A 19,533-nucleotide genomic window follows, 5' to 3' on the forward strand; every position below is an offset into this window, starting at 1 on the left:
AGAGCGAGACCGGCCACCAGCATGCCGGTGATGGCGCCGGCCTTGAAGGCGAGTTCGAGACCACCCGCCAGCGAATTGGTCGCCGCCTGTGCGGTGCGGACGTTTGCGCGCACCGAGACATTCATGCCGATGAAGCCCGCGGCACCCGAGAGCACCGCGCCGATCAGGAAGCCGACCGCGACAAGCATGCCGAGGAAGTAAGCCAGCAGCGCGAAGATCACGACGCCGACGATGCCGATGGTGAGATATTGCCGCCGCAGATAGGCCTGTGCGCCTTCCCGCACCGCCGCTGCGATTTCCTGCATTCGCGCATTTCCGGCATCCGCCTTCAACACCGAACCCGTCGCCCAGATCGCGTAAACGATCGACAGTGCCCCGCAGAGCACGATCACCCACAATGCTGTCATGGAATCTGCCTCAGTCCTTCCTGCCCGGCGCCTTGTTTGGTGGCGCATATGATCGGAAGCCTGTCCTGAGTACGTGAGGACGGCCTCTCGTAACAGGAAGCATGTCAAAATCGGTATCGGCGTGCAACGGCCGCGGATGGACTATGCGCGGATTTTGGAGAGGATGTAGCGGGCGACAAGCTCGGTGCCGTAGGATGGGTTGAGCGGAGGCGACGAGCACCGGAGTGATAACCCATCGGCGGAGGTTGCCGCATCGTCGGCTGATGGGTTTTCGCTGCGCTCAACCCATCCTACGGCAGTGGCGCCTAGAAGTGACTATACGAGTGTCGCTTCAGTTCGACTGTCTCGCCGTCGACATCAACAAAGCGCGGCGGCGCGTCACCCGCGACAATCTCGCCAATCACCGCCGCAGGCACCCCCGCCTCTTCCGCCTGCGCCAGGAAGGATGCCGCACGCTCCTCCGGCATGGTGCAGAGAATTTCGTAGTCGTCGCCGCCCGCCACCAGGGTTTCGATGCCGATCATGCCGGCGTCCAGCAGCGCGCTGGCCGGTGCCGACAAGGGCAGCATCGCCGTCTCGACTTCCGCAGAGACACCCGACACCCCGCACAATTTGGCGAGGTCGCCGGCCAGCCCATCCGACACATCCATCGAGGCCGTCGCATGATCCCGCACTGCACGCGCCAGCGCAGTGCGCGGCTGTGGCAGACGATAGCGATCGATCAGCGGCTCCTCGTTGGACGAGGCCAGCCGCCCCTGCAGCATGGCGAGGCCCAAGGCCGCATCGCCGATCGTTCCGGTCACCACGATGAGGTCGCCCACCTGCGCGCCCGCGCGACGAACGATCTGCCCTTCCGGCACCCGGCCGAAGGCGGTGACGGAGACCATCAGCGGCCCCGGCGTGGACACCGTGTCGCCGCCGAGCAGCGGGCAGCCATAGGTGTCGATATCCTCACCGAGCCCGCGTGCGAATTCGGCCAGCCACACCTCGTCCTGCGACTTCAACGCAAGCGTCAGCACGAAGCCGGCCGGCTCGGCGCCCTTGGCGGCGAGATCGGACAGATTGGTGCGCAGCGCCTTGCGCGCGACGGTGTCCGGGGGATCGTCGGGGAGGAAGTGCACGCCCTCGACGATGGCGTCGGTGTTGACGACGATATCCTCGCCAGCGGTTTTCAGGACCGCCGCATCATCGCGCAGGCCGAAGGCGCCGGGATCAGTGGCGAGCGGCGCGAAGTAACGGGAGATGAGACTGTCTTCGCCGGATGCCATCAGGTGCTAGTCCCACTCTTGTCATCGCCCGGCTTGACTGGGCGATCCAGTAAACGGCGGCGGCGCGGTTCTATCGACGGCTAACGGGGTCTACTGGGTCCCCGCTTTCGCGGGGACGACAGACGGAGCTACCGCGTAAACTCGTCCGGCCGATACTGCCGCCCGATCTGGTCCAGCACCGCATTGACCATGCCGGTCTCGTCGCGTTCCACGAAGGCATGCGCCACGTCGACATATTCCGACACGATCACGCGGCCCGGAATGTCCTTGCGATGCTGCAGCTCATAAGCCCCTGCCCGCATCACCGCGCGCAGGATCGCCTCGACGCGGGCGAGCGGCCAGCCGCGCGACAGCACGTCGTCGATCAGCGGATCCAGCTGCTTCTGGTCGCGCAGCACGCCCTGCACGATGTCGCGGAAGAACGCGCCCTCGGCCGGCAGATACTGCTCGCCCTCGACCTCGCTGCCGATCCAGAAGCTTTCGAACTCCGCCAGCACTTCATTGATGCCGGTGCCGCCCACATCCATCTGGTACAGCGCCTGCACAGCGGCGAGACGGGCCGCACCACGGCGGTTGGCCTTGCGCTCGCCTTTGGGTTCGATTTTCTTGAATTCAGCCATCACTTACGCTTTCGCCAGGCGGCGCTTGATGCGCAGCATCGCGAGGGCCGCCCGCGCGGCGTCGCCGCCCTTGTTCAGTTCGGAGGCCCTGGCGCGCGCCCAGGCCTGTTCTTCGGTATTCACGGTGATGATGCCATTGCCGAGCGGGAACCGCTCCGTGACAGAGTAGTCCATCAGCGCCCGCGAGGATTCCATCGAGACGATCTCGAAATGGATGGTATCGCCGCGCACCACGCAGCCCAGTGCCACGGCGCAATCGTAAGGCTTGCCGTTCCTGGCTGCCGACTCCACGGCAATGGCGATCGCCGCCGGGATCTCCAGAGCGCCGGGAACCGTGAGGACGTCATGGGTAACGCCAGCGGCCTTCAGCTCTGCGATGGCAGCCTCCAGCATGGCATCCTGGATATCGTCATAGAACCGGGCCTCGACGATCAGCGCACGGGCGCCGGTGATGTCGGTCTGGTCCTTCAGGGGGGCACGTCGCGGGTCGGCCATCTATTCTCAATCCGTTCAATATGTTGGAGAACCGCAATCATGCGGTAGGTCAACAATCGCGAGGTTTTAGTCGCCACCACGGCCAATGCCAAGGGACAATGACAGAAGCCTCTACGCTCCTACGTCATGGCCGGGCCTGACCCGGCCATCCATCTTCGTCGCCACCACCGATCGTCAAAGGTGGGTGCCCGGGTCAAGCCCGGGCACGACAACTGAGAGCTCCCGGCCTCTACTTCATCTCGCTCAGCCGTGCCGCATAGCGGGCCATCAGGTCGACCTCGATATTGACCTCCGAGCCCGTCTGCCAGCTCTCGCCGAGCGTGGTGACGCTCAGTGTGTGCGGGATGATCAGCACGGCGAATTCGACGTCGGAGACCGTGTTCACCGTCAGCGACACGCCATCCAACGTGATCGAGCCCTTGGTGGCGATGAATTTGGCCAGGTCCCGCGAGGTGCGGAAGGTGATCCGCGCCATGTCCGGCAGGTTTTCGCGGGAGACGATGGTGGCGATCCCGTCCACATGGCCGGCCACGATATGGCCGCCGAGCTCGTCGCCAATCTTCAGCGCGCGCTCGAGATTGAGTTTGGTGCCGACCTGCCAATGCCTGGCCGTCGTCAGCGCCAGCGTCTCCGCGGCGGCATCGACATCGAACCAGGTTTTGCCATTGGCTGTGCCGGAGGAAACAACCGTCAGACAGACGCCGTTGTTCGCGATGGATGCACCATCGGCGATGGTGGTTTGGTCGTAGTCGCAGCGAATACGCAGCCGGTGCAGCTGGCCCTGCGCCACGGGCGTCAGGCTTTCGATCTCGCCGATATCGGTGACAATGCCGGTAAACATCAGATGCGCTCGTAAATCGTCAGAGTGTCGTTGTCGAAGGACTCGCTACCACGCGCCACAAACCCCGGCGACCCGGTGATCGCTGATAGCGGCAATGCGTCCAGCGCGTTGACACCGCCCTCGCCAATCGCGTTCGGGCCCTGAAACAGCCAGACTTCATCGACGAGACCAGCGCTCACGAACGACGACGCGACTTTCGCGCCACCTTCCACCATCAGCCTGGTAATGCCCTTCTCTGCCAAGCTATGCAGCACCGCCGGCAAATCCAGCCCCGGCACCGGCATTGTCACCGCCGGCACGCGCAGCACCTGTGCACCCGCGGCACCCAGCGCCATGGCGGCCGGCGCCTCGGCGATATCCGAGGTCATCACCCAGAGCGGTGTCGTACGTGCGGAATGCACGAGCTTGCTATTGCCGGAGATGCGCAGCGCCCGGTCGAGCACCACGCGTACCGGGGAGCGTTTTGCCATACCCGGCAAACGGCAGGTCAGTTCGGGATCGTCCGCCTTGACCGTGCCGATGCCGACCAGGATCGCGTCGCATTGCGCGCGCAGAAGATGCACGCGCGAACGCACGCGCTCGCCGGTCACCGCGACCGTCTTGTGGCCGTCAGCAGCAATTTTGCCGTCCGGCGACACCGCGAGCTTCAGCACCACATGCGGGCGCTTGTCGCGGATGCGACGGAAATGCCCGGCGTGATCGCGGGCGGCTTCTTCGGCACACAGCCCGACTTCAACTTTGATACCGGCCGCGCGAAGACGCGCATGGCCCTGCCCGGCGACTTCGGGATTGGGATCCTCAACGGCCGCAACGACGCGCGCGATACCGGCCGCAACGATCGCGTCCGCGCAAGGCGGCGACTTGCCGAAATGCGAGCAAGGCTCCAGCGTCACATAGAGCGTCGCGCCTTTTGCTGCAGCACCGGCCTGCGCCAGCGCAACCGGCTCCGCATGCGGACGGCCGCCCGGCTGTGTCCAGCCACGGCCGACAATCACCCCATCCTTGACGACGACGGCGCCCACGGCCGGGTTCGGCCAGGTCCGTCCCTGCCCGCGGCGGCCAAGCGTCAGCGCGAGTTGCATGTAGCGGAGATCATCCGCTTTAGCGTCTGCGAGCTTTTGTCTGTGCTGATCTTCCAGGATGCGGAAGATCATTTTCGTATCGGCGTGGGCCGACCATCTTCGTCGGTGTGCAGCTCACCGAGCAGCGCCTCGAAATCCTTGGCTTCGCGGAAATCACGATAGACCGAGGCGAAGCGGACATAGGCGACGTCGTCGAGCACGCGCAGATGCTCCATCACGATCTCGCCGATCGCTTCCGACGAAATCTCCGCCTCGCCCCCGCTTTCCAGCTCGCGGACGATGGCCGAGACCATGGTCTCGACCTTCTCCGGATCCACCGGGCGCTTGCGCAATGAGATCTGCAGCGAGCGCACCAGCTTGTCGCGGTCGAATGGCACGCGGCGGCCATTGCGCTTGATCACCGTGAGCTCGCGCAACTGCACGCGCTCGAAGGTGGTGAAGCGGAAATTGCAGGCGATGCATACGCGCCGCCTGCGGATGACCGACGAGTCCTCGGTGGGCCGCGAGTCCTTCACCTGCGTATCGAGGCTGTTGCAGTTCGGGCAGCGCATTCCAGAGGACCTTCCAAAAAGCTGTACTGCGCGGCCTTCTGACCGCGCAGGCCGTCCTTACTGATAGATCGGGAAACGATCCGTCAGAGCCTTCACCTTCTCCTTCACCGCGGCTTCCACCAGCGGGGCCGCGCCGTCGCCGGACTGCGCCACGGCGCTCAGCACTTCGGCGATCATCTCACCGGCCTGCTTGAACTCCTCGGTGCCGAAGCCACGGGTGGTCGCGGCGGGGGTGCCGAGACGGATGCCCGACGTGACCCACGGCTTCTCGGGGTCGAACGGCACGCCGTTCTTGTTGCAGGTGAGACCGGCGCGGACGAGCGCCTTCTCCGACACATTGCCCTTCAGGCCCTTCGGCCGCAGGTCCACCAGCATCAGATGGTTGTCGGTGCCGCCCGAGACAATATCGAAGCCCTGCGTCTTCAGCGTCTCGGCCAGCGCCTTGGCATTGGCCACGACGTTTGCGGCATAGGTCTTGAATTCCGGCTGCAGCGCCTCCTTGAAGGCGACGGCCTTGGCGGCGATCACATGCATCAGCGGGCCGCCCTGCAGGCCCGGGAAGATCGCCGAGTTCAGCTTCTTGTGCAGCGCCTCGTCATTGGTGAGGATCAGGCCGCCGCGCGGGCCGCGCAGCGACTTGTGCGTGGTCGTGGTGGTGACATGGGCATGCGGCACCGGCGATTCATGCACGCCGCCGGCAACGAGACCCGCGAAATGCGCCATGTCCACGAGCAGATAGGCACCGACGCTGTCGGCGATCTCGCGGAAACGCTTGAAGTCCCAGGCGCGCGAATAGGCGGAGCCGCCGGCGATGATCAGCTTCGGCTTCACCTCTTCCGCCTGCTTGGCGATGGCATCCATGTCGAGGAGCTGGTCGTCCTCGCGCACGGTGTAATGCGCCGGCTTGAACCACTTGCCGGACATGTTGACGGGCGAGCCATGGGTGAGATGGCCACCGGCCGCGAGGTCGAGGCCCATGAAGGTGTCGCCCGGCTGCAGCAGCGCGAGGAACACGGCCTGGTTCATCTGGCTGCCCGAGTTCGGCTGCACATTGGCGAACTGCGCGCCAAACAGCTTCTTGGCGCGCTCGATCGCCAGCGTCTCGGCGACGTCGACGAATTCGCAGCCGCCATAATAGCGCGCGCCCGGATAGCCTTCGGCATATTTGTTGGTCATCACCGAGCCCTGTGCTTCCAGCACGGCGCGGCTGACGATGTTTTCCGACGCGATCAGTTCGATCTCATGACGCTGGCGACCGAGTTCCCCCCGGATGGCGTCGGCGATTTCCGGATCAGCCTTGGCGAGCGAGGCAGAGAAGAACGAGGCATTGGGAGCCGAACTGGTCATCGTGAGCATATCTCCACCGCCGCGGCCGGAAATAGCGGGGCGCGGGCGGTCTCGGGTGGTGGTCAGGAACTGCGCGGGGATACCATATCTGGCTGGGGCGTCCAAGGATTTGGCAGGTATGGGCGAGATTTAGGGAGCCTCTTGTAGGATGGGTAGAGCGAAGCGAAACCCATCAGCGGAGCCTGCCGCACCGACGGAATGATGGGTTTCGCTCCGGCGCGATGCGCCTGCGCTCTACCCATCCTACGATCCGAACGGGTGTTCCTATTTTGTTCTTGACAAAATTCCCATCATCGTCAATATCTCGCCTGTCTCGTTCGCGAGGGGCGCTCTCATGAGGCGTCTTTTGGGCGGAACGTGGATGCGGCGCCTGCGGGCGGGAGGCTCACGCGGCCTCACGCACTCGGGTGGTCGAGGGTCACCGTCCGGCCCCACTATGGGGGTCTGCCGCTATTGCGCGGCTGGACGTGGCACTGGCGAAAGGCAGGAAACTGCCGGGCCTGCGGGCCAAGAGCCTTTGCCCGGAAGAACGGTCCTTCGACTGGAAAAACGTCGCGGTGGCGCGCCGTAGGGCGTTGCGCGGTTGGTTCTTGCCGGCGATCCGGTGATGAGCCCGCTGCGTCCAGTCCACCCCATCGCGCCTTGCGGCGTGCCACCTCCCCTCATGTCTCGAGGGGAGACCTGCTCACACCTCGGACGCTTCGGCGCCGCGAGAACGGGATGACGTGGCTGTTTGACATGTTCGAAAAGAAACGACGCGCAGGAGCGCGTGGTGCCCCTCCCCGGAGCGAAGCGAATGGGAAGGGTCCGCCGATAGGCGGGGGTGGGGTCTCTCCCCACGGCAGAACGGAGTTTGGGGAAGCACCCCACCCGTCTCGAACGCTGCGCGTTCGATCCACCCTCCCCCTGCGCCGCTACGCGGCTTGAGGGAGGGAAAGAAGCCCTCACGCCAGTTCGATCACCTTGCCGTTTTCCAGCGACACCCGGCGGTCCATGCGGCCGGCGAGTTCCATGTTATGGGTCGCGATCAGCATCGCCACGCGCGTCGCCTTCACCAGCTGCATCAGCGCATTGAACACATGATCGGCGGTATGCGGATCGAGATTGCCGGTCGGCTCGTCGGCCAGTAGCACCCGCGGCGCGTTGGCAACCGCGCGGGCGATCGCCACGCGCTGCTGCTCGCCGCCGGAGAGCTCCGCCGGCCGGTGGGTGATGCGATCGCCGAGGCCGAGATAGGCCAGAATTTCCTTGGCGCGATCGATGGTTTCCTTACGCTTCAGGCCGCGGATCATCTGCGGCAACATCACGTTTTCAAGCGCGGTGAATTCCGGCAGCAGGCGGTGCGACTGATAGACGAAGCCGATATCGGTGCGGCGTATCTGGGTGCGCTCGGCGTCCGACAGGCCCAGCGTCGCGGTGCCGCCGACATAGACCTCGCCCTCGTCCGGGCTCTCGAGCAGGCCGGCAATATGCAGCAGCGTCGACTTGCCCGAGCCCGACGGCGCCACCAGCGCCACCGACTGCCCGGCCCACAGGCCGAGCCGCGCATTGTCGAGAATTGTCAGGACGCTTTCGCCCTGGGTGTATTGTCGTTTGACGTCGTGCAGATACAAAGCCGGTGTATCATCTTCCCCCTGCGCCATGTCAGCCATCACTCGTATCTCAGCGCGTCGACCGGATCGAGTCGCGCGGCGCGCCATGACGGATACAGCGTGGCGAGGAACGACAGCGTCAGGGCCATGATGACCACTGCTGAGGTTTCCCCGACATCGATCTCCGCCGGCAATTTGGACAGGAAGTAGAGTTCCGGCGAAAACAGTTCGGTGGAGGTCATCCACGAGATGAACTGCCGGATCGCCTCGATATTCATGCAGACCAGCAGGCCAACGCCGAAGCCGACCAGCGTGCCGACCACGCCGATGGCGGCACCGGTGATCAGGAAGATGCGCATGATGGAGCCCTGCGAGGCGCCCATGGTGCGCAGGATGGCGATATCGGCGCCTTTGTCCTTCACCAGCATGATCAGGCCGGACACGATGTTGAGTGCGGCCACCAGCACGATCAGCGTCAGGATCAGGAACATCACATTGCGCTCGACCTGCAGCGCATTGAAGAAGGTCGCGTTGCGCTGCCGCCAGTCGACGAGAAAGATCGGCCGCCCCGCAACGTCGGTCACGGCTTTCCGGTAGACGTCGATCTTGTCGGGATTGTTCGTATAGACCTCGATCGAGGTGACGTCGTTGTTGCGATTGAAATAGGCCTGCGCCTCGGCCAGCGGCATGAAGACGAAGGTCGAGTCATATTCGGACATGCCGATCTCGAACACCGCCGCGACCTTGTACGGTTTAATGCGCGGCGTCGTGCCCATGGGCGTCACGGCGCCCTTCGGCGCCACCAGCGTGATATTGTCGCCGGCATGCAGCGAAAGCTGATCGGCCAGACGACGGCCGATGGCCACGCCCTGCCCTTCGTCAAAGCCTTCCAGCGTGCCCTGCTTGATGTTCTTGGCGATCGACGTGAGATTGTTCAGGTCCGCCGAACGGATGCCGCGCACGAACACGCCGGATGCACCGAAGGCCGAGGAACCGAGCGCCTGACCATCGACGACAGGTGCCGCAAGGCGAATGCCATCGGCGCCATTGATGCGGTCGGCGACTTCCTTCCAGTCGGTGAGCGGACGTTCCAGCGGCTGCACGAGGATGTGGCCGTTGAGGCCGAGGATCTTGTCCAGCAGTTCCTTGCGAAAGCCGTTCATCACGGCCATCACGATGATCAGCGTGGCGACGCCGAGCATGATGCCGACAAAGGAAAATCCGGCAATGACCGAGATGAATCCTTCCTTACGGCGTGCACGGAGATAGCGTCCGGACAGCAGCCATTCGAAGGCGGCAAAGGGTGGGGTTCGAACTGGCTCGCTCATGGCATCATCCGTCGCCCGACTCCCATACGAATCGGGCTTATTCTAGCCGTATCACAGACGATGCGGCGACCACCTAGTGGATAAGTTGTCAGGACGTCAGCTTTGCGACGACCTCGGCCGGCGAGATGTTCTCGCGCGATCCGTCACTACGCTTCTTCAGTTCGACCTTGCCCTCGGCCAGTCCCTTCGGACCGACGAGGATCTGCCACGGCACGCCGATCAGGTCGGCGGTGGCGAATTTGCCGCCGGCGCGTTGGTCGGTGTCATCATAGAGCACATCGACGCCCTTGGCCGAGAGTTCCTTGTATAGCGCCTCGCAAGCCGCGTCGGTGTCAGCCGAGCCCTGCTTCAGGTTGAGGATCGACGCGCGGAACGGCGCGACCTCTTCCGGCCAGATGATGCCGTTGTCGTCGTGGCAAGCCTCGATGATCGCGCCGAGTAGACGCGACACGCCGACACCGTAAGAACCGCCATGGATCGCCACTTCGGTGCCATCGGGACCGGCAACCTTGGCTTCCATCTTGTCGGAATACTTCGTGCCGAAATAGAAAATCTGGCCGACTTCGATGCCGCGCGTATTCAGCCGGCGCTCTTCCGGCACTTCGCTCTCGAAGCGCGCGGCGTCGTGCACGTCTTCTGTCGCGGCGTAGATCGAGGTCCACTGATTGATGATGGGCGTCAGGTCACCGCTGTAATCGACATCGGCCGACGGGATCGGCAGATCGAGCACGTTCTTGTCGCAGAACACGCCGGACTCGCCAGTCTCGGCAAGCACGATGAATTCGTGGCTGTGGTCACCGCCGATCGGACCGGTTTCGGCGCGCATCGGAATCGCCTTCAGGCCCATGCGGGCGAAGGTGCGCAGATAGGCCACGAACATCTGGTTGTAGGAGTGCTTCGCGGCGGCCTCGTCGATGTCGAAGGAATAGCCGTCCTTCATCAGGAATTCGCGGCCACGCATCACACCGAAGCGTGGACGCTGCTCGTCGCGGAACTTCCACTGGATGTGATAGAGGTTCAGCGGCAGGCTCTTGTAGGACTTCACATAGCCGCGGAAAATCTCGGTGATCATTTCCTCATTGGTCGGCCCGTAGAGGAGCTCACGCTTGTGGCGATCGGTGATGCGCAGCATCTCCGGACCATAAGCGTCATAGCGCCCGCTTTCGCGCCAGAGGTCGGCGAGCTGCAGGGTCGGCATCAGGAGTTCGATGGCGCCGGCGCGGTTCTGCTCCTCGATCACGATCGCCTGGATCTTCTTCAGCACGCGAAGGCCGAGCGGCAGCCAGGCATAGATGCCAGCGGCTTCCTGACGGATCATGCCGGCACGCAGCATCAAGCGATGCGAGACGATCTCCGCTTCCTTCGGCGTTTCCTTGAGGATGGGGAGAAAATAGCGCGACAGCCGCATGGTTTAGGCCCGGGAATCGGAGTGAAACTGGAAGGCCCGAGTGAAACCGGATCGAGCGGCAAAACACAAGGGCAGCGGGTCGATCGACGCCTTTACAGGCATCCGCATCGTGGCCTGCGACGACCGGCGCAACCTGTGCGCTTCATATTCCGCTGAAAGGCACACAAACGACAACCCTCAGTAGTGAAACGTCATCGAATTCTATGCATGCCTCAATTTTGAACAGACTATGCCGAATTTGATGACAAACACAAAAAGTTCAGCTACGACTCGAAGCTCAGGCAAGTCCGCACGGGCGAGCCTGGAACGGTCCAAGCCTTAACGGTCCAAGTCTCGGGAGGAACCCTGACGCGCCAAAGCAGCGTCAACCCGCCAATCAAAGGATAAAATCCAACGATCGGGGTATATAGGGTCGACACAATTTTCCGAGCAGGGCTATGTGCCCTGCTCTTTTTTTTGAGCAGCAGCCTGCCGGGAACGCGCCCTCTTTCGCCAATTCGGGTCATGGACGCAACGCGGCCAATTGCTGCACACGCATGCAGGGCGGATTAGGCCGTAGGGCGGATGAGCCGAAGGCGTCATCCGCCGGCCGATCGCATGTGGCGAAGAACGGCGGATTACGCTTCGCTCATCCGCCCTACGCAACTACGCAACAGCACGCTTCGGCTTGATGCCGGACAGCCACGAACAAACCAGCCCTTGCGACGCACCGACGATGCCGAAGGTCAGCACCTGCGAGAGCGGGATCGGCACCGACGTCCAGATTTGCAGCATGGCGATGCTGACCACATAGCCGGTGATCGCCGAGGTCATGACCTTCGGCCACAGGCCCATCTTGTCTTCCAGGAACCAGTCTTCGCCCCACATGATCAGCGATGGGATCAGTCCGAACCAGTAGGCAAATGGCAGCCCCATGATGAAGCCGGGAAAACCGCCGATCACCTTCCCGCTCAGCACTTCGCGGATTTCGAATGTGGCAAAGCCGACGGCCGGGCCGAGCAACAGGAACAGCAGGAAGCGCTTCATGCGATCGCCCTCCATGTTGCTGTGACCGAAACCGCGCTCACAGCGGAACGCCCATCAGCTTCGACAGCCGCTCGATATTGAGATAGCCCGCATTATGCGCGGCCATGCCGGCTGCAAAGAACGCGGCTGACAGCACTGTCGTCCAGATCAGCTTGCGTCCCATGCGCGCCATCACGGGCGCGCCCGGATCGGTGCCTTCAACGCCCTCGCCGGCTTCCTGCTGGCTGCGCACACCGAATGGCAGCGTGAGGAACAGCGTGACCCACCAGATCACGAAGTAGATCGCCAGCGATGTCGAGATCGTATAGGCCATCGCGCCCTCAGGACTGTTCGATTTCGACCAGCGCGCCGGAGAAGTCCTTCGGATGCAGGAACAGCACCGGCTTGCCATGGGCGCCGATCTTCGGCTCGCCATCGCCCAGCACGCGCGCGCCTTCCTTGATCAACTGGTCACGCGCCGCGATGATATCCGGCACCTCGTAGCAGACATGATGGATGCCGCCGTCGGGATTGCGCTCGACAAATTTGGCGATCGGTGACGTCTCGCCCAGCGGCTCGATGAATTCGATCTTGGTGTTCGGAAGCGTCGCGAACACGGTGTAGACGCCATGTTCAGGCAGCGGCACGCGGTCGGAAATCTCGGCGCCGAAAGCGGTGCCATAGATCTTGGCGGCCTTCGCCGCATCCGCAACCGCGATCGCCACGTGATTGAGCCGGCCCAGCATGATGTTTCCTCCGTTTTTGTGTTCTTATTGTTCGACCGTCAGGACCTGCACATAGCAGATGGTCTTTTTACCCCAATGCTCGGCGAGCGTTGAGCGGACAGCTCGCCGCACCGATTCCGCCATGGCATCCGGATCGCGCTTGCGGGCCTTGGGCAGGTTCTCCACCACTTCGAGCACGATGTCGTAGACGATATCGTCGAGCAGCTGGCCGGAGCTGTTCTTTTCCGGGATGCCGATCAGATCGACGGCGGGATCATCGAGCAGATCGCCCTTGCTGTTGATCGCCAGCGCGACCATCGCGCAGCCGGCGAAGCCGAGCCGACGGCGCTCGGTGACGGCGCGCGACTTCTCGCTTTCGAGGATCGCCCCGTCCTTGAAAATGCGGCCCGATGGCAATTCGTCGATCACGGCGGAATCGCCGGGGCCGAGCTTCACCAGATCGCCGGTCTTGACGATCATCACCTTCGGCACGCCGCAGGCGCGCGCGAGCTTGGCGTGTTCGCTCAGATGCAGCGCCTCGCCATGAACGGGAATCAGCAATTCCGGGCGCACCCACGAAATCATGTCGCGCAATTCATCGCGGCGCGGATGGCCGGACACGTGCACCAGCGCATCGCGATCGGTGATGACCTCGATGCCCTGGGTGACGAGACCATTGATGATGGTGCCGACGGCCTTCTCATTGCCGGGAATGGTGCGCGACGAGAAGATCACCGTGTCGCCCTTGTTGAGCGTCACCAGCGGATGGTCGTCATTGGCGATGCGCGCGAGGGCCGCGCGGCTTTCGCCCTGGCTGCCGGTGCAGAGCGCGAGCACCTTGTCCGGCGGGAAGTGCCCGTAATAATCGGCATTGCGAAACGCCGGCAGGCCGTCGAGATAGCCGCATTCACGTGCCACCTGCACGACGCGCTCCATGGCGCGGCCGACCAGCACGACCTCGCGGCCGGACGCCTGCGCAGCTTCGGCGACGGCGCGTACGCGGGCGACATTCGAGGCGAATGTGGTCACGGCCACGCGGCCCTTTGCAGCCATCACCAGCTTGGTGAGCGTCGCGGCCACTTCCATCTCCGACGGCGAACGGCCATCGCGCACTGCATTGGTGCTGTCGCCGATGACCGCCAGCACGCCCTCGTCGCCGAGTTCACGCAGGCGCTTCTCGTCGGTGGGCTTGCCGATGATCGGCGTCGGGTCGATCTTCCAGTCGCCGGTGTGCAGCACGGTGCCGACCGGCGAATGGATCGCGATGGCATGCGATTCCGGGATCGAATGCGCGACCGGGATCATCTCGATATCGAACGGGCCGACATTGAAGCGCGAGCCGGACTCGACGACAGTCACGGGGATTTTCGGCGAGCCGCGCTCGGCCGCGCATTTCGCCTCGAACAGCGATGCGGAGAACTTGGTCGCATAGATCGGGCATTGCAGCTTCGGCCAGAGATCGATGATGGCGCCAAAGTGATCCTCATGGGCGTGGGTGAGCACGAGACCAACGAGGTTCTTCTTCTGCTTTTCCAGGAACGTGATGTCGGGCATCACCAGATCGATGCCGGGCAGATGTTCTTCGTCACCGAAATAGACGCCGAGATCGATCGCCAGCCAGGAACGCTGATGCCGGTTGCCGAGGCCATAGATCGACAGGTTCATGCCGATCTGGCCGACGCCGCCGAGCGGCGAGAATGTGAGTTCGTCGGGTCGTGTCATTGTCCAGTCCTTGCCGACGCCGCGGAGCCGAAGTGAACGTCGCCCGCCGAGATCGGCACGCGCCGGCCATCTGCAGTCGCGACGATCAGACAACCGGCGTCGTCAATCGTATCGAAGATTCCAGTAATAGTGGAGGTTCCAGCCTGTACGGACACGGGCTCGCCGAGTCCAGCGGCACGGTCCAGCCAGGCGGCGCGAATGGCTCCAAAACCGCGGCCGCCATCCCAGATGGCGCGATATTCTGACCAGGCGTCCGACAGCGCCGTGAAAAGCCCCTCGGCATCGACATCGAGGCCCAGCCTCCGCAGCGAGGTCGCGGGATATGGCGTGTCTTCGGGATGCGCCACCACATTGGTACCGATGCCGACCACCACGGCGAGCCCGAATGGAACCGCCTCGGCTTCGAGCAGGATACCGGAGAGTTTGGCTGTCCCGGCAAGCACGTCATTCGGCCATTTCAGGCGGAACTCCGGCACGGCGTCCGACGCGCGCATGCGCGCTTCCAGGCTGACGCGCTGGAGCGCGGCTTCCAGCGCGAGGCCGGCGGCAAAGCCAAGCGTCGCTGCCTGGGCGGGCGCGAGGTCCATCACTTCGAGAATGCTGCTGGCGAGATTGCCACGCGGGGCGATCCACGGGCGATGGCGTCGTCCCCTGCCCGCGGTCTGCTCGGAGGTCACGAACCACATCGGACCGCGCTCGCCTGCGCGGGCACGGTCCATGGCTTCGGCATTGGTGGAACCGGTGCTGTCGAAGGCGGCGAGCTGCGTGCCCGCCGCCAGTGCTCGTGGCCCGAGCGCGAAGGCCACTAGAAGAGCGACTTCGCGGCCAGCTCTGCCGCGCTGACCAGCGGCGCCGGATAGACGAAGAACAGGATGTTGAACACACCGGTCACCGCGAGCACGGTGCGCAGCTCGACGCGCATCGGATCGAGCGCGCCGGCCGGTTCGTCGAAATACATCAGCTTGACGATGCGCAAATAATAGAACGCACCGACGACCGAGGCGAGCACGCCGACCACGGCGAGCACGAACAGGCCGGACTTGATGGCCGCCATGAAGACGTAGAACTTGCCGAAGAAGCCTGCCAGCGGCGGCACGCCGGCCAGCGAGAACAGGAACATGGCGAAGAAGAACGCCACGACCGGATTGGTGCGCGAGAGGCCGGCGAAATCCGAAATGCTTTCGACCTGCTGGCCGTTGCGCTTCATGGTCAGGATGATGGCGAAAGAGCCGAGAGTCATCGCGACATAGATGGCGATATAGACCAGCACGCCCTGCGCGCCCTCCTGCGTGCCGGCAGCGAGACCGACCAGCGCGAAGCCCATATGGCCGATGGAGGAGTAAGCCATCAGGCGCTTGATGTTGGTCTGGCCGATGGCGGCGAAGGAGCCGAGCACCATGGAGGCCAGCGACACGAACACCACGATCTGCTGCCACTGCTGCATGATTTCCGGGAACGCGGTCAGCGCCACGCGGGTGAACACGGCGAGCGCGGCCACCTTCGGTGCCGAGGCGAAGAAGGCGGTGACCGGGGTCGGCGCACCTTCATAGACGTCCGGCGTCCACATGTGGAACGGCACGGCCGAGACCTTGAAGCAGAGGCCGGCGAGCAGGAACACGAGACCGAAGACGAGACCGATATTGCCGTTTTTGGCTTCGGCGGCGATGCCGGCGAAATTCACGGTGCCGGTGAAACCATAGACCATCGAGGCGCCGTAGAGCAGCATGCCCGACGATAGCGCGCCCAGCACGAAATACTTGAGGCCGGCTTCGGTGGACTTGGCATTGTCGCGGTTCGAGGCGGCAACGACATAGAGCGCAAGGCTCATCAGTTCGAGGCCGAGATAGAGCATGATCAGGTCGCCGGCCGAGATCAGCACCATCATGCCGATGGTCGAGAGCAGCACCAGGATCGGATATTCGAAGATACGGCGAGTGTCGTGCTCGAGGAATTCACGCGACAGCAGCAGCGTGACGCCCGAGGCGACCAGTGCCAGGATCTTCAGGAAGCGTGCATAATCATCGACGATGAAGCTGCCGCCGAAGGTGACGAGCTTGCCGGCCGGCAGCATCGCCTCGGCGACGCCGGTGACGATCAGCAGGCCGATGCCGAGCGCGGTGACAAGACCGGTCGTCTTCGGGCCGTTGAAGGCGCCGATCATCAGCAGCACCATGGCGCCCACTGCCAGGATCAGCTCCGGCAGCACGGGCAGTAGTGAATATCCAGCGGTCGTAATGGTCATAGCGAGATCCTGGTCCGCTGCGGTCAGTGCAGCAGTGCCGCTGCCTTCACGGCAGCAGTTGCAGCAGCATAATTCTTGACGACGAGATCCACCGAGGCCGCCGACATGTCGAGGACGGGCTTCGGATAGACACCGAACAGAATGGTGAGAATGGCAAGCGGCACCAGCAGCAGGCCTTCACGGAAGGTCATGTCCTTCATGCCCATCAGTGCCGGCTTGGTCATCTCGCCGAACACCACCTTGCGGTAGAGCCAGAGCGCATAGGCCGCCGAGAGAATGACGCCGGCGCAAGCGACCGTCGCTGTCGGGATCGAGACCTTGAAGGTGCCGAGCAGCGTCAGGAATTCACCGACGAAGCCCGAGGTGCCGGGCAGACCGACATTGGCCATGGTGAAGACCATGAACAGCAAGGCGTAGATCGGCATGCGGTTGACGAGACCACCATAGGCCGCGATCTCGCGGGTGTGCATGCGGTCATAGGCGACGCCGACGCAGAGGAACAGCGCACCGGACACGATGCCGTGGGAGATCATCTGGAACACTGCGCCGGCAACACCCTGCTGGGTGCCGGCGAAGATGCCCATGGTGACATAGCCCATGTGAGCGACCGACGAGTAAGCGATCAGCTTCTTGATGTCTTCCTGCATCAGCGCGACGAGCGAGGTGTAGACGATGGCGATGGCCGAGAGCGTCCACACCATCGGTGCGAAATACAGCGACGCATCCGGGAACATCGGCAGCGAGAAGCGCAGGAAGCCGTAGCCGCCCATCTTCAGCATGATCGCGGCCAGCACAACCGAACCTGCGGTCGGCGCTTCCACGTGGGCGTCGGGCAGCCACGTGTGCACCGGCCACATCGGCATCTTCACGGCGAAGGACGCGAAGAACGCCAGCCATGCCCACATCTGCAGGTTACGCGGCATCGCGGTCTGCATCAGCGTCGGGATATCGGTCGTCCCTGCCTGCCAGTAGAGCGCCATGATGGCGAGCAGCATCAGCACCGAGCCGAGGAAGGTGTAGAGGAAGAACTTGAAGGACGCATAGACGCGGCGCGGACCGCCCCAGATGCCGATGATGAGGAACATCGGGATCAGGCCGCCTTCGAAGAACAGATAGAACAGCACGAGATCGAGCGCCGAGAAGGTGCCGATCATCAGCGTTTCCAGAACCAGGAACGCCATCATGTATTCCGGCACGCGCTTCGACACCGACTTCCACGAGCACAGGATGCAGAACGGCATCAGGGCGGTGGTCAGGATCACGAAGGGGAACGAGATGCCGTCAACGCCCATATGGTAGTTAATGGTCGCGGCCAGCCAGGGCGCCTTTTCGACGAACTGGAAGCCGGCATTCGATCCGTCGTAGCGCGCCACCATGATCAGCGACACCGCGAAGGTGATGATCGTGGTCCAGAGCGCGATCCACTTGGCGTTACGATCGGCCGCCTCATCGCGGCCGCGCGCCATCAGATAGACAAGCACGGCGCCGACGGTCGGCAGGAAGGTGGTGACCGACAGGATCGGCCAGGTCATGACTGAGCCGGACATTAGTGGCCCCCCAGGCCGAAGATAAACCAGGTGATCAACCCGGCGACGCCGATCAGCATCGCGAAGGCGTAGTGATAGAGATAGCCGGTCTGGATCTTGACCGCGCCGCGCGCGACGTCGAGCACGCGGGACGACACACCGTCAGGGCCGAAGCCGTCGATGACCATGCCGTCGCCCTTCTTCCACAGGAAGTGACCGATCCATTTTGCGGGACGGACGAAGATAAGGTCGTACAGCTCGTCGAAGTACCACTTGTTGAGCAGGAACTTGTAGAGCAGCGGATGCTGGTTCGCGAGTTCAACAGGCAGATACGGCTTGCGGATGTAGAACAGGTACGAGAGCAGGAAGCCCAGCACCATCATCACCGTTGGAAGATACGGCACCCAGGTCGGCAGGTGATGCATCGCATCGAGGATGTGCGGGTTCATCTTCAGCGACTCGCGGAAGAACTCGCCCACGTGATGGCCGGCGAACGCTTCCTTGAACGGGAAGCCGGCCGCGAACGAGCCGATGCCGAGAACGGCCAGCGGGAACAGCATCCACATCGGCGGTTCATGCGCGTGATCATAATGTTTCTGATCATGCGGCTTGCCATGGAAGGTCTTGAACACCAGGCGCCATGAATAGAACGAGGTCAGCAGTGCCGCGACCACGGTCATCAGGAAGCCGTAGAAGGCGAACGGATTCTGCGAGGCGTAGGCCGCTTCGATGATCGCGTCCTTCGAGAAGTAACCGGCGGTGAACGGGAAGCCGGTCAGCGCCAGCGTACCGATGGTCATCATCGCATAGGTGAACGGGATCTTGTTCCACAGGCCACCCATCTTCCGGATGTCCTGCTCGTGATGCATCGCATAGATCACCGAGCCCGAGCCGAGGAACAGCAGCGCCTTGAAGAAGGCATGCGTGAACAGGTGATACATGGCGACCGAATAGGCCCCTGTTCCCAGCGCCACGAACATGTAGCCGAGCTGCGAACAGGTCGAGTAAGCGACGATGCGCTTGATGTCGTTCTGCACGAGACCGATGGTCGCCGCGAAGAACGCCGTGGTGGCGCCGACCAGCATGACGACGGCCTGGGCATTCGGTGCCAGCTCGAACAGCGGCGACATACGGGCAACCATGAAGACGCCCGCGGTGACCATGGTGGCGGCGTGAATGAGCGCCGACACCGGGGTCGGGCCTTCCATCGCGTCCGGCAGCCAGGTGTGCAGCAGGAACTGGGCCGACTTGCCCATGGCGCCGACGAACAGCAGCAGGCAGCACAGGGTCAGTGCATCGGCATGCCAGCCGAAGAAGTTGATGGTCTTGCCAGCCAGAGCGGGCGCACCGGCGAAGATGGTGTCGAAATCAGTG

The 19,533-nt window shown here is 63.4% G+C and carries 19 protein-coding genes; all 19 read right to left on the bottom strand.

The window, feature by feature from the left end; translation table 11 throughout:
* Positions 1–407, bottom strand: a 407-nt coding sequence (locus ACIQ17_RS18055) for a sodium/proton-translocating pyrophosphatase (protein WP_398470444.1), incomplete at its 3' end; no start/stop codon positions are given.
* Positions 408–712: 305 nt separating this feature from the next.
* Positions 713–1,675 (bottom strand): thiamine-phosphate kinase, encoded by a 963-nt coding sequence (thiL, locus tag ACIQ17_RS18060; RefSeq protein WP_398470445.1) that lies wholly within the window; start codon positions 1,673–1,675, stop codon positions 713–715.
* A 128-nt stretch (positions 1,676–1,803) separates the two neighbouring features.
* The gene (gene nusB, locus ACIQ17_RS18065; protein ID WP_398470446.1) at positions 1,804–2,295 is read right to left on the bottom strand and encodes a transcription antitermination factor NusB; all 492 of its coding nucleotides are present in this window, start codon (positions 2,293–2,295) and stop codon (positions 1,804–1,806) included.
* A gap of 3 nt (positions 2,296–2,298) precedes the next feature.
* Complete coding sequence (gene ribH, locus ACIQ17_RS18070) at positions 2,299–2,790, bottom strand: 6,7-dimethyl-8-ribityllumazine synthase (RefSeq protein ID WP_398470447.1); 492 nt, start codon at positions 2,788–2,790, stop codon at positions 2,299–2,301.
* Positions 2,791–3,019: 229 nt separating this feature from the next.
* Entirely contained in the window at positions 3,020–3,631 is a 612-nt protein-coding gene (locus ACIQ17_RS18075; protein ID WP_398470448.1) for a riboflavin synthase, read from the bottom strand.
* On the bottom strand, positions 3,631–4,785 hold the full coding sequence (gene ribD / locus ACIQ17_RS18080; protein WP_398470449.1) for a bifunctional diaminohydroxyphosphoribosylaminopyrimidine deaminase/5-amino-6-(5-phosphoribosylamino)uracil reductase RibD: 1,155 nt from the start codon (positions 4,783–4,785) through the stop codon (positions 3,631–3,633). The genes ACIQ17_RS18075 and ribD overlap by 1 nt, the downstream gene beginning before the upstream one ends.
* Positions 4,782–5,264, bottom strand: a complete 483-nt coding sequence (nrdR, locus tag ACIQ17_RS18085) for a transcriptional regulator NrdR (protein ID WP_398470450.1) — start codon at positions 5,262–5,264, stop codon at positions 4,782–4,784. Before nrdR ends, ribD begins: the two co-directional genes overlap by 4 nt.
* 57 nt (positions 5,265–5,321) lie before the next feature.
* A complete protein-coding gene (gene glyA / locus ACIQ17_RS18090) occupies positions 5,322–6,620 on the bottom strand; it encodes a serine hydroxymethyltransferase (protein ID WP_398470451.1) in 1,299 nt (432 codons plus the stop codon).
* 935 nt (positions 6,621–7,555) lie between these two features.
* Positions 7,556–8,254, bottom strand: a complete 699-nt coding sequence (locus tag ACIQ17_RS18095; RefSeq protein ID WP_398470462.1) for an ABC transporter ATP-binding protein — start codon at positions 8,252–8,254, stop codon at positions 7,556–7,558.
* An 8-nt stretch (positions 8,255–8,262) separates the two neighbouring features.
* Positions 8,263–9,531, bottom strand: a complete 1,269-nt coding sequence (locus tag ACIQ17_RS18100; RefSeq protein ID WP_398470452.1) for a lipoprotein-releasing ABC transporter permease subunit — start codon at positions 9,529–9,531, stop codon at positions 8,263–8,265.
* 88 nt (positions 9,532–9,619) lie between these two features.
* Positions 9,620–10,939 carry a proline--tRNA ligase gene (gene proS, locus ACIQ17_RS18105; protein ID WP_398470453.1) on the bottom strand — a complete coding sequence of 440 codons (1,320 nt, stop codon included), beginning with the start codon at positions 10,937–10,939 and terminating at the stop codon, positions 9,620–9,622.
* Between the two features lie 645 nt (positions 10,940–11,584).
* Positions 11,585–11,965, bottom strand: coding sequence for a hypothetical protein (locus tag ACIQ17_RS18110; RefSeq protein ID WP_398470454.1), 381 nt, complete (start codon positions 11,963–11,965; stop codon positions 11,585–11,587).
* A 37-nt stretch (positions 11,966–12,002) separates the two neighbouring features.
* The gene (locus tag ACIQ17_RS18115) at positions 12,003–12,278 is read right to left on the bottom strand and encodes a DUF1467 family protein (RefSeq protein ID WP_398470455.1); all 276 of its coding nucleotides are present in this window, start codon (positions 12,276–12,278) and stop codon (positions 12,003–12,005) included.
* Positions 12,279–12,285: 7 nt separating this feature from the next.
* Positions 12,286–12,690: a methylmalonyl-CoA epimerase gene (gene mce, locus ACIQ17_RS18120; RefSeq protein WP_398470456.1), complete on the bottom strand. Its 405-nt coding sequence runs from the start codon at positions 12,688–12,690 to the stop codon at positions 12,286–12,288.
* Positions 12,691–12,714: 24 nt separating this feature from the next.
* A complete protein-coding gene (locus ACIQ17_RS18125; protein ID WP_398470457.1) occupies positions 12,715–14,391 on the bottom strand; it encodes a ribonuclease J in 1,677 nt (558 codons plus the stop codon).
* A complete protein-coding gene (locus ACIQ17_RS18130; protein ID WP_398470458.1) occupies positions 14,388–15,197 on the bottom strand; it encodes a biotin--[acetyl-CoA-carboxylase] ligase in 810 nt (269 codons plus the stop codon). Before ACIQ17_RS18130 ends, ACIQ17_RS18125 begins: the two co-directional genes overlap by 4 nt.
* Positions 15,197–16,633 (bottom strand): NADH-quinone oxidoreductase subunit NuoN, encoded by a 1,437-nt coding sequence (gene nuoN, locus ACIQ17_RS18135; RefSeq protein ID WP_398470459.1) that lies wholly within the window; start codon positions 16,631–16,633, stop codon positions 15,197–15,199. The genes ACIQ17_RS18130 and nuoN overlap by 1 nt, the downstream gene beginning before the upstream one ends.
* A gap of 23 nt (positions 16,634–16,656) precedes the next feature.
* Complete coding sequence (locus ACIQ17_RS18140; protein ID WP_398470460.1) at positions 16,657–18,180, bottom strand: NADH-quinone oxidoreductase subunit M; 1,524 nt, start codon at positions 18,178–18,180, stop codon at positions 16,657–16,659.
* On the bottom strand, positions 18,180–19,533 hold a 1,354-nt coding region (nuoL, locus tag ACIQ17_RS18145; protein WP_398470461.1), incomplete at its 5' end, for an NADH-quinone oxidoreductase subunit L. The genes ACIQ17_RS18140 and nuoL, both read right to left, overlap by 1 nt.

The sequence above is a fragment of the Tardiphaga sp. genome (assembly GCF_044340795.1).
In the GTDB taxonomy this organism is placed as follows: domain Bacteria; phylum Pseudomonadota; class Alphaproteobacteria; order Rhizobiales; family Xanthobacteraceae; genus Tardiphaga.

What these genes read in the sequence shown, in the direction of transcription:
- ACIQ17_RS18110 (WP_398470454.1), bottom strand. Translation starts at nt 11,965, where the DNA reads ATGAAGCGCTTCCTGCTGTTCCTGTTGCTCGGCCCGGCCGTCGGCTTT.
- thiL (WP_398470445.1), bottom strand. Translation starts at nt 1,675, where the DNA reads ATGGCATCCGGCGAAGACAGTCTCATCTCCCGTTACTTCGCGCCGCTC.
- glyA (WP_398470451.1), bottom strand. Translation starts at nt 6,620, where the DNA reads ATGCTCACGATGACCAGTTCGGCTCCCAATGCCTCGTTCTTCTCTGCC.
- ribH (WP_398470447.1), bottom strand. Translation starts at nt 2,790, where the DNA reads ATGGCCGACCCGCGACGTGCCCCCCTGAAGGACCAGACCGACATCACC.
- nusB (WP_398470446.1), bottom strand. Translation starts at nt 2,295, where the DNA reads ATGGCTGAATTCAAGAAAATCGAACCCAAAGGCGAGCGCAAGGCCAAC.
- mce (WP_398470456.1), bottom strand. Translation starts at nt 12,690, where the DNA reads ATGCTGGGCCGGCTCAATCACGTGGCGATCGCGGTTGCGGATGCGGCG.
- ACIQ17_RS18075 (WP_398470448.1), bottom strand. Translation starts at nt 3,631, where the DNA reads ATGTTTACCGGCATTGTCACCGATATCGGCGAGATCGAAAGCCTGACG.
- ACIQ17_RS18095 (WP_398470462.1), bottom strand. Translation starts at nt 8,254, where the DNA reads ATGGCGCAGGGGGAAGATGATACACCGGCTTTGTATCTGCACGACGTC.
- ribD (WP_398470449.1), bottom strand. Translation starts at nt 4,785, where the DNA reads ATGATCTTCCGCATCCTGGAAGATCAGCACAGACAAAAGCTCGCAGAC.
- ACIQ17_RS18125 (WP_398470457.1), bottom strand. Translation starts at nt 14,391, where the DNA reads ATGACACGACCCGACGAACTCACATTCTCGCCGCTCGGCGGCGTCGGC.
- ACIQ17_RS18140 (WP_398470460.1), bottom strand. Translation starts at nt 18,180, where the DNA reads ATGTCCGGCTCAGTCATGACCTGGCCGATCCTGTCGGTCACCACCTTC.
- ACIQ17_RS18100 (WP_398470452.1), bottom strand. Translation starts at nt 9,531, where the DNA reads ATGAGCGAGCCAGTTCGAACCCCACCCTTTGCCGCCTTCGAATGGCTG.
- proS (WP_398470453.1), bottom strand. Translation starts at nt 10,939, where the DNA reads ATGCGGCTGTCGCGCTATTTTCTCCCCATCCTCAAGGAAACGCCGAAG.
- ACIQ17_RS18115 (WP_398470455.1), bottom strand. Translation starts at nt 12,278, where the DNA reads ATGGCCTATACGATCTCGACATCGCTGGCGATCTACTTCGTGATCTGG.
- nuoN (WP_398470459.1), bottom strand. Translation starts at nt 16,633, where the DNA reads ATGACCATTACGACCGCTGGATATTCACTACTGCCCGTGCTGCCGGAG.
- nrdR (WP_398470450.1), bottom strand. Translation starts at nt 5,264, where the DNA reads ATGCGCTGCCCGAACTGCAACAGCCTCGATACGCAGGTGAAGGACTCG.